This window comes from Paenibacillus sp. FSL R5-0378, assembly GCF_038009285.1.
Classification (GTDB): Bacteria; Bacillota; Bacilli; order Paenibacillales; family Paenibacillaceae; genus Paenibacillus_AQ; species Paenibacillus_AQ favisporus.
Genome location: NZ_JBBPAY010000001.1, coordinates 5,258,003 through 5,272,156, shown reverse-complemented (window position 1 = coordinate 5,272,156; position 14,154 = coordinate 5,258,003). Strand labels below are relative to the sequence as shown.

Sequence of the window (14,154 nt, the reverse complement as noted above, 5' to 3'; positions counted from 1 at the left end):
AGGTTCAATAATGTGCGAAAACTCTATATAATCGATATAATAGAAACGTATTGTTCAAAGCCAAGAAGAGATAGAGATCACAGGACAAGAGGAGAAATGTCATGATACGAATTCAGCATTTAACCAAGTCAGTCGGTGTGGACAGAATTCCGATACTCAAAGGGGTATCCCTCGATATCCAGAAGGGCGAGCTTATCGCCGTTGTCGGTGCCAGTGGAAGCGGCAAGAGCATGCTGCTGCGGTGCCTGGCGCTGAAGGAAAAATGGGACGGAGGGACGTTTGTCATCGACGGCCAGGATGTGCTGAAGGAACCTCTCGGCGGAAAACGAAAAATTAGACGCGAATGGGCATACTTAGAGCAGAATCCTCAGCTCTATCCGAACCGGACCGGCCTGAAGAACGTGCTGATCGGCCAAGCCAGTCAGACGCCGCTTTGGCGCATGGTGACGGGGATGGTCCGCTCGGACGATTATATGGGCGCGATGGACGTCATCGAGCAGATGGGTCTCTTGGATAAAGCCCGTATGAAGGCGGGCACGCTGAGCGGCGGTGAAAAGCAGCGCATCGCCATCGCAAGAGCTTTGGTTCATGGGGCCAAGGTTATTCTCGCCGATGAGCCGGTGGTCGGGCTGGACCCGAAATCGGCGGAAAGCGTCATGGAAACGCTGAAAAATCTGTGCGAGGAGGAGCGCGTCACCGTCATTTCCGTGCTTCCGATTGAGCTCGCCGAAAAATTTGCCACCCGTATCGTCGGGTTGTCTGGCGGGGAGGTCGCATTCGACATCCGCGGCCGCCGTCTGACGATGAGGGAAAAAAATATGATTTAGACTTTGCGCCCGCTTGCGGGCTTGGTATAGAAAAGAGTGATGCAATGCATTTGTTGAAGACAAACTGGATACGTGCTGCAGCTGCGGTCCTGCTGACGTTTGTGCTGGGCGGCTGCACGTTTATCAGCGACCCCGTCAGCTTGATGAAGACGCCGATGCTGTCTGCGGATAAAGAGACGCTGAGCTCGATCATCCACGCGCAGCTTCCCGATGGAGCGGATCTCATCCGCTCGAGGGAAGAAACCGACACCAACCTGATCCATTTCGTCGATCTGGACGGAGACAAGGTCAACGAAGCGGTCGTATTCTACGAAACACCGGATCAGCAGGTGGTCATTCACTGCATGATTTTCAAGTTGGTCAACGGAACGTGGACGAAGGTAACATCTTTCGACGGAGAGGGCAGGGTACTGGAATCTCTTCAGTTCAAGGACCTGAACAATGACGGCAAACCGGATATTATCGCCGGATATTCCAGAAGGGACGAAAACCCTGTGAACCGTTTGTACGTCTATACGTACACGGAGGGCAGCATCAAGAAAGACCTGATGCAGGATTACACCAATTTCGTCATTATGGACCTGAACGGGGACAAAAAGAACGACTTGACGATTATTAGCCTGAAGCAGAATGATCAGGCGTTTGTGGCGACATACCAGTATGAAGAAGGCAGCTATGTCGAAATTGACAAGCTGGATATGGATCCGTACGTTTCGAATTATTACAATATTGTCGCAGGTAATGTCTATAAGGATCCAGAAGGTAAAGCCAAGGAAGGCATTGTGATCGACACCTCGATCGGCGGGGGAGACGCCTCTTATTCCAACATCATCGTGATGGAGGACGGGAAGCTGAAGTCCGTGTTCGGAGGCAATCAGGACACCACGTTCAAGGATCTGCCGGTCAAGAGCGGCGACGTGAACAATGACGGGATCATCGAAATCGGATCCGTAGAGCCGCCGATCGGCTGGAACTATTTCAAGCCGGATGAAATTCCGAACTTCTTCGTATATTCGCAGTGGGACGGCAAACAAGGACTAAAATTCGTCGCCGAGCAATATCGTGATTTACAGAACGGCTTCGAGCTGGGCTTCTTCCCGCCGGAGTGGCATAACAAGGTGACGGTGGACACCAAGTCCATCAAGAACCAGTATTTGCGCTTCGTTATGGTCGATACCGGCAAAACGGTGGCCGAGATCAAATTTTTCACCCTGGCCGAGTGGGATAAACAGCATGATGAATGGAAGTACCTGTACCGGACGAACGACAAGGTGATCGGCTACAAGAAATACGGGGACTTTGATATCGATAACAGCAAGAAGCAGCTGAAGAACGAGGTACCCCCGATTGAAAGGAAGGAAAAGATCAGTGAGTAAAGTTTTAATTTTGGAAGACGAGGATTCCATCCGCAGTTTTATTGTGATCAACTTGAAACGCAACGGCTTCGATGTGCTGGAGGCGGCAAACGGGAACGAGGCGCTCGATAAATTGACGTCCAATCCCGATATCGATATCGCACTGCTGGACGTTATGGTTCCGGGGATCGACGGTTTTGAGGTGTGCCGCCGCATCCGGGAAACGAACGAACGGATCGGTATTATCTTTTTGACAGCGAAAGTGCAGGAACAGGACAAGGTGTACGCTCTGTCCGTCGGCGCGGACGACCATGTGAGCAAGCCGTTCAGTCCGACCGAATTAATCGCACGGATTCAATCGCTGCTGCGCCGGGTGAACGTTCACCGCGAAACGACGGCGAAGGTCAGCTTTCATTCCGGTCCGTTCAGCCTGGACCTGATCTCCAAGCAGTTCAAGAAGAACGGGCATGCGATCGAACTGACGCCGACGGAATTTTCGCTGATCCAATTTTTCCTCGAAAAAGAAAATACGCCTCTCAGCAGGGACGTACTGCTCGATCATGTATGGGGCAAAGAATATATGGGCGATCCTAAGATCGTGGACGTGAATATCCGCCGTCTCCGCCAAAAAATCGAGGAGAATCCGTCGGACCCCGAGTTTTTACAGACCGTATGGGGCCACGGTTATAAATGGAAGGGTCAGGGACAATGATCAAGAAAGGCATACGCAGGCAGATTGTCCTGCACTACTTTATCGTAGTGTTCTCGGCGCTTCTGCTGGCGGAAGTCATTTTTTTATTAGCCATACGAACGTATTATTATGACAGCATTTATAGTCATATTAAAAACCATATCGACAATGTCGAGGATTATTATTACCAGCGGATCAACCCGGGGCTTGACGGGAACCGCGACCTGGCTTCCATGCTGACCTACTACGATCTGAACTCGGCCAATGTGCAAATTCTGGATACCCAGGGTAACGTGCTGATCAACTCTTCCGAGTTTCAGCCCGATATGTCTGTGAAGACGGCCGATATTTCCCAGGCGCTGTCCGGAAACGTCGGCCGTTGGGTCGGGCGTCAGGCCAGCACCGGCGAGAATGTCATGGCCGTGTCGAAGCTGGAGCAGAGTAGCGGGCAGGATGGCTATATCGTCCGTTATGTCACCTCGCTGGAAACGGTCAACGATAAATTGTTTAATCTAACCATGCTGGCCACGGGCGTAGGAGCGGCTGTACTCGCTATCGTGCTCGTATTCAGTATGGGTCTTGCCAACTCCATCGTGCAGCCGTTGAACACGATTACGGCCGTCTCCGCCGAGATGGCCCGCGGTAAGTTCAACCAGCGGATCAAGGGCGACTACAAATACGAGCTTGGCGAGCTGGCATCCACGCTGAACTATATGGCCCAGGAGATCGTCCGGAGCAATCAGGTCAAGGACGATTTCATTTCGTCGATTTCGCACGAGCTGCGGACGCCGCTGACGAGTATTAAAGGGTGGAGCGAAACGATCAATTCGGGAGGCTATGACCCCGAGGAGACCCGGATCGGCATGGAGATCATTACGAAGGAGACTGAGCGCCTGATTGGCCTCGTTGAGGAAATCCTCGACTTCTCCAAACTGCAGCAGAATGAGATGAAGATTGCGATTGGCCGGGTCGACATCAAAGAGCTGCTCCAGGAAATCATGTTGAACCTGTGGACGAAGGCGGAGAGCAGGCAAATCGAGCTCCGGCTGAAGTCCGAGGACAGACCGCTCGTGGCCGGGGACGCGAACCGCTTGAAGCAGGTGTTCCTGAACCTGGTGGACAATGCGATCAAATTTTCGCATGAGCATTCGGCAATCGATCTGGTCGTGTACTTTGAAGGCGACAATGTCGTAACCGAAGTGAGGGATACGGGGATCGGGATCAGCGAGGACCACTTGGTCAAAGTGCGCGACCGGTTCTTTCAGGTGGATCCGCTTAACGGCGGCACCGGTCTTGGGCTTGCCATCTCCCAGCAGCTGGTTGAGCTTCATAAAGGAATTTTGCTCATCCAGAGCACGTTAGGGGAGGGGACGACGATCGTCGTGTCCCTGCCTCGGCTGCCGGAGAATACCGCTCAAACGGACGGTGCACCCGAGCTGCCTCCCGCAGACGAGAAGCTTTCATGAAGTTCATACACATCAAAGAGCGAACTCCCGGAAAAAAGGAGTTCGCTCTTTATATATTCACACATATTGTATTAAGAGGATAAGCCTTCGGCACGCAGGCGTCCGGTTTTCTCGTATACATCCTGCAGGAGTCGGGAAGGCTGGGTACGAATGCTTGGTTTCGGCATAACGGTTTCGTAAGGGCCGACTACCGTCACCTGACCCGGCGTTCCTTTGATGACCGCGCCGTCTTTAATGATCGCTCCTTCGCCAATAATGGCATGCTCGATCTGCACGTTGCGTCCGATCCGGACGTTCGGCATCACGACGCTGTCCTTAATCTCGGACATTTTGCCGACTTCTACACCACAGAACATCACGGATTGATGCGCTATGCCGTCCAACGTGCACGTTTCGGAGATCAGGCAGTTGGTCGCCATCACGCTGCGGTTCCGTGTCGATCCTAGCTTCGTACGCCAAGGACGGGTGTACATTGGCCATTCGCTGTTATGCAGCTTCCAATCCAGATCGTCGGACAGGAGGTCCATGTGTGCTTCCCAGAGGCTGGCAACGGTGCCGACATCTCTCCAATATCCGTCAAAGCGATACGCGAACAGTTCATCCTGATCCGCCAGCATCTTCGGAATAATATCCTTGCCGAAATCATGGCTTGAGGCATCATTCGCAGCGTCCTCCATCAAATGTCTGCGGAGGTACTCCCATTCAAACAAATAGATGCCCATGGATGCCAGGTTACTTTCGGGTTCGGCCGGTTTCTCGGCAAAGTCCGAGATGCGCAGCGATTCGTCCACGCTCATGACCCCGAAACGGCTGGCTTCCTCCCAAGGCACCTCCATGACAGAGATGGTGGCTTTGGCGCCGTTCTTTTGATGAAATTGAAGCATTTGATTATAATCCATGTGGTAAATATGGTCACCGGACAAAACCAGTACATGTTCCGGCTGGTGACGGTCAATATATTCGATATTTTTATAAATGGCATCAGCAGTTCCCAAGTATTCCGAGGATCCTGTATTGTAAGAAGGCAGCAGGGTGATTCCGTCCTCTCCATTTTTTTGGAGGCCCCATGGTTCGCCTTCCCCGATATGCAGATGAAGCGATTCAGCCTCGTACTGCGTCAGCACACCGATGGTGTCAATGCCTGAGTTTACGCAGTTACTGAGAGGAAAATCGATAATACGGTAACGGCCGCCGAACGGAACAGCGGGCTTTGCCAGTTTCGATGTCAGAGGTGATAATCTGCGCCCTTCACCTCCGGCAAGCAACATGGCGATGCATTCTTTTCTCTTCATGTCGTTTCCTCCCATTCAAAATTGTAAATGTAGTACATAAATAAACGACTATCGCCCATCTGAAACGATTATATTGAAATATCACTGAAAAATTACAATTTTATCTTTCAGCGGTCATTTTTATTTTCATTTTGGCTACAATGGGGTAATGGTTTACATGCACTATATTCCTAAAGCAGGTGATCATTTGGAGAACATGAATAAGGCGCCGGGTCAGCCGCTGTCCGCGGAAGACATCTATTTGTTTCATGAAGGGACCTCCTATCACAGTCACAGGATGTTGGGCGCTCATCCTGCTGTGGAAGAAGGCGAGGAAGGCGTCCGGTTCACCGTCTGGGCGCCCCATGCCCAGGCTGTAGGCTTGGCGGCAGACTGGAACAACTGGAACGGAGAAAAGGATTCGTTATATAAGATACCCGATTCAGGTTTTTGGACTCGCTTTTTCCCCGGAATCCGTTCAGGTACTTTTTACAAATATGACATGACCGGACCTGGTGGAGAACGGTTTCTGAAGGCCGATCCTTATGCGTTTCAGTCGGAGCTGCGCCCGGCCACCGCGTCAGTGGTCACGGATCTTGCCGGATATGTATGGAATGACGGTCCCTGGCGTAGAAAGAGAAAAGCACCTTACCGCAAGCCGCTGAACATATATGAGATCCATTTCGGTACGTGGCGGCAGAAAGAGGACGGGACTTTTTATACATACCGGGAAATGGCTGATCTTCTTATTCCTTATTTGAAGGAAATGCACTATACCCATGTCGAGTTTATGCCGCTTGCGGAGCATCCATACGATTTATCTTGGGGATATCAGGGAACGGGCTATTTCGCCGTGACGAGCCGCTATGGGACGCCGCATGACTTTATGTATTTGGTCGACGCCCTGCACCAGGCCGATATCGGCGTCATCCTGGACTGGGTGCCATCCCATTTCGCCAAGGATGCCCACGGACTCCGCCGGTTTGACGGGACGCCGCTGTTTGAATACAGCGATGCCTATAAAGCAGAAAAACCCGGCTGGGGCACGCTCAGCTTTGACTTCGGCAAACCGGAGGTCCGCTCGTTTCTGATTTCCAACGCGTTGTTCTGGCTGGACGTGTTCCACATTGACGGGCTCCGGGTTGACGCGGTCACCAGCATGCTGCGGCTTGATTTCGAAAAGCAGGAAGGACAGTTCCAGCGCAACGAGAACGGTGGTCTTGAGAACACCGAGGCGATCGCTTTCCTGCAGCAGCTGAACACCGTGGTGTTCAGCTATTTCCCAAATACGCTGATGATGGCCGAAGAATCCAGCGCTTGGCCCGGGGTTACCGCACCCGTGCACGAAGGCGGGCTGGGCTTTAATTACAAATGGAACATGGGCTGGATGAACGACACGCTGGATTATGTGGAAACGCCGTTTGAACAGCGGCCCGGGCGGCATCATCTGCTGACATTCCCGATTGCTTATGCTTATTCTGAGAATTACGCGCTGCCTTTATCCCATGATGAAGTTGTTCACGGCAAAAAATCGCTGCTCAGCAAAATGCCTGGGGATTACGGGCAGAAGTTCGCCGGGCTTCGGCTGCTGCTTGGGTACCAGATGACCCATCCAGGGAAAAAGCTGTTGTTCATGGGCGGGGAGTTTGGCCAGTTTATCGAATGGAAGGACCAGGAGCAGCTTGACTGGCTGCTCCTGGATTACGAGAGCCACCGCAGTTTGCATCGGTATACCGCGGAATTAAACCGGCTGTATCTGAACGAACCGGCGCTGTGGGAGCGGGATCATGAGCTTGAAGGGTACCGATGGATCACGCCGCATGACAACACGCAAAGCGTCATTTCGTACCTCAGAAAAGGGAAGAAAGCCGGTGACACCCTTGTCGTCATTATTAATTTTCAACCGGTGCGGCGCGAGCATTACCGAATCGGGATTGCCAAGTCCGGCACGTACGTGCCCGTGTTCTGCAGCGAGGATTCCCAATATGGCGGAAGCGGCGAGTTTAACGCCGAACCCGTGCAGACGGAGAAGATCCCTTGGCATGAACAAACGTGCAGTCTGGAATTAACCCTGCCGCCGCTCAGTATGCTGATATATAAAAGGGAGCAGCCTCGTACGAAAAAGGCGGTTCCGGGAAAAGAGAGTAAGCCAAGCAAGCGAAGTGCCGCGTCAAAGTCCGGCAAATCCGGTGAAACCACCCGGGTGTCGGCGTCCAAAGCCAAGGAAGGGTTAAAGATGCCTACTGCAGAGACAAAGAAAAGATCGGGCAGAGGTACCGGAAGGAAACCGGTGACGGAAGACGGCCCGCGGATCAATGAATAGGAGGCAGGAGAGATGAAAGTCATATTTGCAGCAGCGGAATCGACACCGTTTATTAAAACAGGGGGACTTGCCGATGTCATCGGCGCCCTGCCCAAAGCGCTCAAGCGAAGCGGCGCGGATGTGCAGGTCATTTTGCCCAAACATAAAGGGATACCACAGCAATTTAGGGATGAAATGCAGCATCTCACGGAAATCAAAGTGCCGGTCGGCTGGAGAAATCAATACTGCGGCATCGAAAAGCTCGTGTACGACGGCATTCCGGTATATTTTCTCGATAACGAATACTATTTCGGACGGGATGGCGTGTACGGATACATGGACGACGGCGAACGCTTCGCCTTTTTCAACCGGGCCGTGCTTGAAGTGCTTCCGCTGATCGGTACCGAGCCGGACGTGCTCCACTGCCATGACTGGCATACGGCGCTAATTCCGGTGTTGCTGCAGGCGCACTACCGCCATAACGAGTACTACCAGCACATCCGTACCGTGTTTACGATACATAATTTGCTGTACCAGGGAATTTATCCTTACGAGGTACTTGGCGAACTGCTGGAGCTGGGGCATCAATATTTTACGCCAGAAGGCCTTGAGTTTTACGGAAATGTCAACTTTATGAAAGGCGGGATCGTATACGCCGATCACGTGACGACAGTGAGTCCGACCTACGCCAGGGAGATTCAGACGGCCCATTACGGATATGGGTTGGAAGGGCTGCTGTATTCGCTCGGTGACCGGCTGAGCGGGATCGTAAACGGAGTAGACACGAAGAGTTACAATCCCGCTAACGATACGAGCCTCTATGTAAAATACCGGTCGAACCTGGCGAAAAAGAGAGAAAACAAAGCAGGGCTCCAGCAGGAGCTCGGCTTGCCGGTTAAACCGGACGTGCCGCTCATTGCAATGGTGACCCGGCTGGTGGAGTCCAAGGGACTGGATCTCGTGACGCGGGTGCTGGACGAAATGCTGGATCACGACGACTTCCAGTTCGTCTTGCTCGGCACGGGCGACTCCGCCTACGAGCATTGGTTCCGCGAAGCGGCAGGGCGGCATCCGGACAACATGTCGGCGCAGATTACGTTCAGCGACGCCCTGTCACGCAAAATATATGCAGGCAGCGACATGTTCCTCATGCCGTCGAAGTTCGAGCCATGCGGCATCAGCCAGCTGCTGGCGCTGCGGTACGGCAGCATCCCGATCGTTCGCGAGACCGGGGGGCTGAACGACACCGTGCAGTCTTACAACGAGTTTACGGGCGAGGGCAACGGTTTCAGCTTCACGGCGTTCAACGCCCACGACATGATGCATACGATCCGCCGCGCAGCAGCGTTTTACCAACAGCCGGAGCATTGGAGCAAAATCGTGAAGAATGCCTTTGCCGGGGATTACAGCTGGAACATGTCCGCCAAGGAGTATATGGACATTTATGAACGCGTCACCGTTTAAAGCAAACGGAGCTGGTCCAGGCCGGCTCCGTGGTCATATTCACAGCCGCTAAGAATCCATATGGAAAAAGCCTTCCGGAACTCCGGAAGGCTTTTCGTTATGAAGAAACCGATTTATTTGGTGAGATTTCGGTACAAAATCCGGTACCCGTAAGGGTCCAGACTGACGTTCATCGTTCCGTTCTGTGTAGGCACATTGTCGCCCGATAAGGCGTCCTTCCAGTCATTCGTAACCATCGGGTGGGACAGCACTTGCGGCTTGTCGGTGTTGTTCATCCAGATGGTGAAATGAACCCGGCTGTCCATGCGCTCGTAAATAATGTTGGGATTGCCCGGTTCCGCCTTCAAAAAGCGGAAGCGGCCTTCGCGGAGCGCTTTGTTTTTTTTGCGCAGACCGATGAGCAGCTTGTAAAAATCGTACAGCTCGCGGTCCTGCTTCTTCGGATCCCACTCCATGCATTTACGGCAGTCCGGATCGCCGCCTCCGGTAAGGCCCACCTCATCACCGTAGAAGATGCATGGCGTCCCCATGAACGTGAACAGGAAGACGACCGCCAGCTTCATCCGGCGCTTGTCGTTGCCGACTCGCGTCAAGAGGCGCGGCGTATCATGGCTGCACAGCATGTTGAACACCACTTCGTTCGTCTGCTGCGGATAGCGCATCAGGATGGTGCCCATTTTGTTGGCGAACGTCAGTCCGTCCATGCCTCCGTTGAAAAACTCCAGCACCTTGTCGGCAAAAGGGTAGTTCATGACAGAGTCGAACTGGTCGCCCACCAGCCAGGCGAGGGAATCGCTCCACACTTCTCCGACGATATATGCGTCCGGATTGGCGTTTTTGACGACCATGCGGAAGTCCCGCCAAAAATGGTGGTCGACCTCGTTCGCCACGTCCAGCCTCCAGCCGTCCAGCTTGATTTCCTTAATCCAGTACTCGGCAACGTCCAGCAAATACTGCTTCACCTCGGGATTGGCCGTGTTGAACTTGGGCATATTGCCAAAGAAACCAAACGTGTCATACGTGGCGATCCCGTTCTCAACCCGAGCCGGAAACTGGTTGATATGAAACCAATCGGCGTATTTGGACTTTTCCCCATGCTTCAGGACGTCCTGGAACGGTGGAAACAGTTCGCTGCAGTGGTTGAACACGGCATCGAGCATGACGCGGATCCCTTTGCTGTGACAGGCTTCCACGACCTGCTTGAGCAGCTCGTTGTCCCCAAAATGCGGATCAACCTGCTTATAATCGACGATGTCGTATTTATGGTTCGACGGCGACGTGAACAAAGGTGTGAAATATATCGCATTAATGCCCAGATCGAGTAGGTCGTCCAAATGATCCAGGACGCCCTGCAGGTCGCCGCCGAAGAAATTGTCTGTTGTCGGCTGTCCTCCCCAAGGCTGTGTCCCTTTCGGATCATTGCTTGGATCCCCGTTTGCAAAACGTTCCGGCATAATTTGGTAAAAAATAGCATCCTTTGCCCAATCCGGCACCTTAAATACGTCGATCTCATGTATGTAAGAAAATTCGTAATAGCCGCCCGTCGGCGCCGGACAATTTCGGTACAGCCCGTTGTCGAGCATGTAAATCGTTTCTTTGCCGGAAGTGATCCGGAACGCATAGCTAAGACGCTTGTATTTAGGCAGCACGGCAGCTTCCCAATAATCGAACATCTCGTCGGTCGCGGCTTTTTCCATCGTAATTTCAAAATAGGTCGAATCCCAGTCGTATTTGTCTCCGGTCATCGCAACCACCGTATCCACGTCGTTTCGTTTGGTGCGGACACGCAGATGTATCGTCTTCGGATCGTATGCATAGGCCCATTTGTCCCGGGGGACATGGTATAAAGCTTCCAGCAGCATGACTACACCTCCATCAAATATCTAGCTATTTAATACCTCATTCCCGGAATGATGAACCATGGCTGCCGCCTTAATCTGACGTTTCGGTGAACTTTTTGCGTAGGAGTCCCCATTGCGTGTAATTACATAATAAGAAGCTTTTCTTTCAAAGGGTGCAGGTTTTTGAAGGGATTTATGCATCGGATTAGGAAGGAGACGGGCCTTGAAACGGTAAATACATATTTATTCCGAAAAAGAAGGGGAGGTGACTAAAAGAAACAATAGAACTAGGAATAAATGGTATTAAAAAGCTATAATCCGCATTATTCTGGCTATTTTGAAATGTATTGACCACTGTATGAAAATGTCATTGCATAATCATGCATTTTTATTGTATGATTAGAACCGTGGTTTTTCGGGCTGGGCCGGATACGGATCATGCCTTTGAACAACAATAAGTATCATTGAAATGGACAGGAGAGATAGATATGAAAAAATGGGGTATTCTAACGGCATGCATTCTGCTGGCAGGCTCCCTGCTTGCCGGATGCGGAAGCAAACCTTCGACTGAGGGCAGCACGGCAGCGGGCGAACAGCCGGCCAGCGGCAAGACGATCGTGCTTGGTACTAGCGCGGACTTCCCGCCGTACGAATTTCATAAAATGGTGAACGGCAAGGACCAAATCGTCGGCTTCGATATCGAAATCGCCAAGGAAATCGCCAAAGACATGGGGGCGCAGCTTGAAGTCAAGGACATGAGCTTTGATGCGCTTCTCGGCGAGCTGTCCACCGGCCGGGTAGATTTTGTCATTTCTGGCCTTACACCAAACGAAGAACGCAAGAAACAAATCGATTTTTCGAACAACTACTATAAGGCAGAGCAGGCCGTTGTCGTCAGAGAGGCTGACAAAGACAAATACAGCACGATGAAAGCTCTGGAAGGAGCTTCGCTCGGCATTCAGAAGGGTTCGATCCAGGAGGACATTGCCAAGACGATTCCGGGGGCGAAGATCACCGGCCTGGGCAAAATTTCCGACATTGTGCTTCAGCTGAATTCGAGCCGCGTGGATGCCTCCATCATGGAGAAACCGGTTGCCGAAGCATACATCAAGAACGTCAAAGGTTTGGTAATTGCGGATGCGGTTCCTGATTATAAGGAAGACGGCTACGCGATCGGGATCAAAAAAGGCAACACCGAGCTCGTGAACCAAATCAATAAAACGCTGGACCGTCTGAAATCCGAAAACAAGATTGAGCAGTACGTCGCCGAAGCGAGCGATTTGGCTGCACAGAAATAGAGGTTAAGCTGTCTGTTCTCATTTTATACATCGGATAAAATAGCGAAGCGAATTCGCTATTTTTTCTGTTCAATGATGGGTACCTTGTTTCAAATATGTCCCGATCTGTTGTATACAGGGAAAGGATGGGACAGGCAGGTATGATGACAAAGGAGGTTCTTGGGTCTTTATGAATATGTTCTCCGTTTTTTGGGATTACCGGACGTATTTTGCGACAGGTATCCAGTATACACTGCTCCTGGCGGCCATCGGCGTCTTCTGCGGCTTCGTGCTGGGCATTCTTATATCCTTGATGCGGATGTCCCGCTTTTGGCTGCCGAAGCTAATCGGTTCGGTATGGGTGGAAGTTCTCCGCGGTACCCCGATGGTTGTTCAGCTGTTTATTATTCACTACGGCCTCGTGGCCTTCGGGGTCAAATTTACGCCGATCGAGTCCGGTGCAATTACGCTGTCCATTAACAGCTCCGCGTACCTTGCGGAAGTGTTCCGTGCCGGAATCCAGGGGGTGGACCGTGGCCAGTCGGAAGCGGCCCGTTCCCTCGGAATGACGCGCAGCATGACGATGCGGTACATCGTGCTGCCCCAAGCTGTTAAAAGCGTGCTGCCGGCCATCGGCAATGAGTTTATTACGATTATCAAGGAATCATCCATCGTATCGTTTATCGGCGTCACCGACTTGATGTACCAGTCGGGGGCTATCCAAGGGATTACGTATGATTACCTCAGTCCGCTGCTGGTCATTGCGGCCATCTACTTCATTATGACGTTTACCCTGTCCAAGCTGCTAGGGGTATTCGAAAGGAGGCTGAATACCGATGATCAGCGTTAAAGATCTGCGCAAATCGTTCGGCAAGCTGGAGATTCTGAAAGGGATCGACATCGACATCGCCAAAGGCGAGGTCGTCGTCGTGATCGGCCCCAGCGGCTCGGGGAAAAGTACCTTTCTCCGCTGCCTGAATCTGCTCGAAACGCCAACAGGGGGGCAGATCACGTTTGAAGGCGAGCCGATTACGGACAAACGCCACAACATCAATGCCACCCGCGAAAAAATGGGCATGGTGTTCCAGCATTTCAATCTGTTCCCGCATAAATCGGTGCTGCAGAACCTCATGCTAGCCCCGGTTAAGGTGAAAAAGCAGCCGCCGGCCGAGGCGGAACGGATTGCCCTTGACCTGCTGCGCACGGTCGGATTATCCGACAAGAAGGATGCGTATCCGTCCCAGCTGTCAGGCGGGCAGAAGCAGCGGATCGCCATCGCGCGGGCGCTGGCCATGCAGCCCCACGTCATGCTCTTTGACGAGCCGACTTCGGCCCTGGACCCCGAAATGGTCGGCGAAGTGCTGGAGGTCATGAAGAAGCTTGCGGAGGGCGGCATGACGATGGTCATCGTAACCCATGAAATGGGGTTTGCCCGGGAAGTCGGCGACCGGATCGTCTTTATGGACGGCGGACAAATCGTCGAGCAGGGGACGCCTGCGGAAGTGTTCGGTAACCCACAAAACAGCCGCACGAAAGATTTTCTGAGCAAGGTTCTTTGACAAAGTGCCTGCATATAAAAATGATAAAGCCCTGGACGAGAATATTACTCATCCAGGGCTTTTTATGTACCTTTTCATGAATAAATTGTTAAAATGAATGA

General features: G+C 52.2%; 11 protein-coding genes. 9 read left to right on the top strand and 2 right to left on the bottom strand.

The window, feature by feature from the left end; genetic code table 11:
* Nucleotides 1-101 precede the first annotated feature (101 nt).
* From MKY74_RS24345 to MKY74_RS24330, 4 genes are read left to right on the top strand one after another with little or no spacing between them, the layout of a single operon-like run.
* A complete protein-coding gene (locus MKY74_RS24345; RefSeq protein WP_076171370.1) occupies nt 102-827 on the top strand; it encodes a phosphonate ABC transporter ATP-binding protein in 726 nt (241 codons plus the stop codon).
* 44 nt (nt 828-871) lie between these two features.
* Nucleotides 872-2,203 (top strand): FG-GAP repeat domain-containing protein, encoded by a 1,332-nt coding sequence (locus MKY74_RS24340; protein ID WP_076171373.1) that lies wholly within the window; start codon nt 872-874, stop codon nt 2,201-2,203.
* Entirely contained in the window at nt 2,196-2,894 is a 699-nt protein-coding gene (locus MKY74_RS24335; protein WP_076171376.1) for a response regulator transcription factor, read from the top strand. Before MKY74_RS24340 ends, MKY74_RS24335 begins: the two co-directional genes overlap by 8 nt.
* On the top strand, nt 2,891-4,339 hold the full coding sequence (locus tag MKY74_RS24330) for a sensor histidine kinase (RefSeq protein ID WP_076171378.1): 1,449 nt from the start codon (nt 2,891-2,893) through the stop codon (nt 4,337-4,339). The genes MKY74_RS24335 and MKY74_RS24330 overlap by 4 nt, the downstream gene beginning before the upstream one ends.
* 71 nt (nt 4,340-4,410) lie before the next feature.
* Here MKY74_RS24330 and MKY74_RS24325 read toward each other — a convergent pair whose 3' ends face one another.
* Complete coding sequence (locus MKY74_RS24325) at nt 4,411-5,631, bottom strand: glucose-1-phosphate adenylyltransferase (RefSeq protein WP_076171381.1); 1,221 nt, start codon at nt 5,629-5,631, stop codon at nt 4,411-4,413.
* Nucleotides 5,632-5,827: 196 nt separating this feature from the next.
* Between MKY74_RS24325 and glgB the strand changes: the two genes are divergently transcribed.
* Both glgB and glgA read left to right on the top strand, forming a co-directional pair.
* Nucleotides 5,828-7,933 (top strand): 1,4-alpha-glucan branching protein GlgB, encoded by a 2,106-nt coding sequence (gene glgB, locus MKY74_RS24320; protein WP_076171778.1) that lies wholly within the window; start codon nt 5,828-5,830, stop codon nt 7,931-7,933.
* A gap of 12 nt (nt 7,934-7,945) precedes the next feature.
* The gene (glgA, locus tag MKY74_RS24315; RefSeq protein ID WP_076171383.1) at nt 7,946-9,376 is read left to right on the top strand and encodes a glycogen synthase GlgA; all 1,431 of its coding nucleotides are present in this window, start codon (nt 7,946-7,948) and stop codon (nt 9,374-9,376) included.
* Between the two features lie 113 nt (nt 9,377-9,489).
* Here glgA and MKY74_RS24310 read toward each other — a convergent pair whose 3' ends face one another.
* Nucleotides 9,490-11,238, bottom strand: a complete 1,749-nt coding sequence (locus MKY74_RS24310; RefSeq protein WP_076171385.1) for an alpha-glycosidase — start codon at nt 11,236-11,238, stop codon at nt 9,490-9,492.
* Between the two features lie 467 nt (nt 11,239-11,705).
* On the opposite strand from MKY74_RS24310, the gene MKY74_RS24305 reads away from it, so the two are divergent.
* The 3 genes from MKY74_RS24305 to MKY74_RS24295 all read left to right on the top strand — a co-directional run bounded on the left by MKY74_RS24305 (nt 11,706) and on the right by MKY74_RS24295 (nt 14,053).
* Nucleotides 11,706-12,515, top strand: coding sequence for a transporter substrate-binding domain-containing protein (locus tag MKY74_RS24305; RefSeq protein WP_076171387.1), 810 nt, complete (start codon nt 11,706-11,708; stop codon nt 12,513-12,515).
* 169 nt (nt 12,516-12,684) lie between these two features.
* On the top strand, nt 12,685-13,344 hold the full coding sequence (locus MKY74_RS24300; protein ID WP_076171389.1) for an amino acid ABC transporter permease: 660 nt from the start codon (nt 12,685-12,687) through the stop codon (nt 13,342-13,344).
* A complete protein-coding gene (locus MKY74_RS24295) occupies nt 13,331-14,053 on the top strand; it encodes an amino acid ABC transporter ATP-binding protein (protein ID WP_076171392.1) in 723 nt (240 codons plus the stop codon). The genes MKY74_RS24300 and MKY74_RS24295 overlap by 14 nt, the downstream gene beginning before the upstream one ends.
* Nucleotides 14,054-14,154 lie beyond the last annotated feature (101 nt).

Coding starts and splice junctions, on each gene's coding strand:
- MKY74_RS24345 (WP_076171370.1), top strand. CDS start 102: ATGATACGAATTCAGCATTTAACCAAGTCAGTCGGTGTGGACAGAATT.
- MKY74_RS24340 (WP_076171373.1), top strand. CDS start 872: ATGCATTTGTTGAAGACAAACTGGATACGTGCTGCAGCTGCGGTCCTG.
- MKY74_RS24330 (WP_076171378.1), top strand. CDS start 2,891: ATGATCAAGAAAGGCATACGCAGGCAGATTGTCCTGCACTACTTTATC.
- MKY74_RS24325 (WP_076171381.1), bottom strand. CDS start 5,631: ATGAAGAGAAAAGAATGCATCGCCATGTTGCTTGCCGGAGGTGAAGGG.
- glgB (WP_076171778.1), top strand. CDS start 5,828: ATGAATAAGGCGCCGGGTCAGCCGCTGTCCGCGGAAGACATCTATTTG.
- glgA (WP_076171383.1), top strand. CDS start 7,946: ATGAAAGTCATATTTGCAGCAGCGGAATCGACACCGTTTATTAAAACA.
- MKY74_RS24310 (WP_076171385.1), bottom strand. CDS start 11,238: ATGCTGCTGGAAGCTTTATACCATGTCCCCCGGGACAAATGGGCCTAT.
- MKY74_RS24305 (WP_076171387.1), top strand. CDS start 11,706: ATGAAAAAATGGGGTATTCTAACGGCATGCATTCTGCTGGCAGGCTCC.
- MKY74_RS24300 (WP_076171389.1), top strand. CDS start 12,685: ATGAATATGTTCTCCGTTTTTTGGGATTACCGGACGTATTTTGCGACA.
- MKY74_RS24295 (WP_076171392.1), top strand. CDS start 13,331: ATGATCAGCGTTAAAGATCTGCGCAAATCGTTCGGCAAGCTGGAGATT.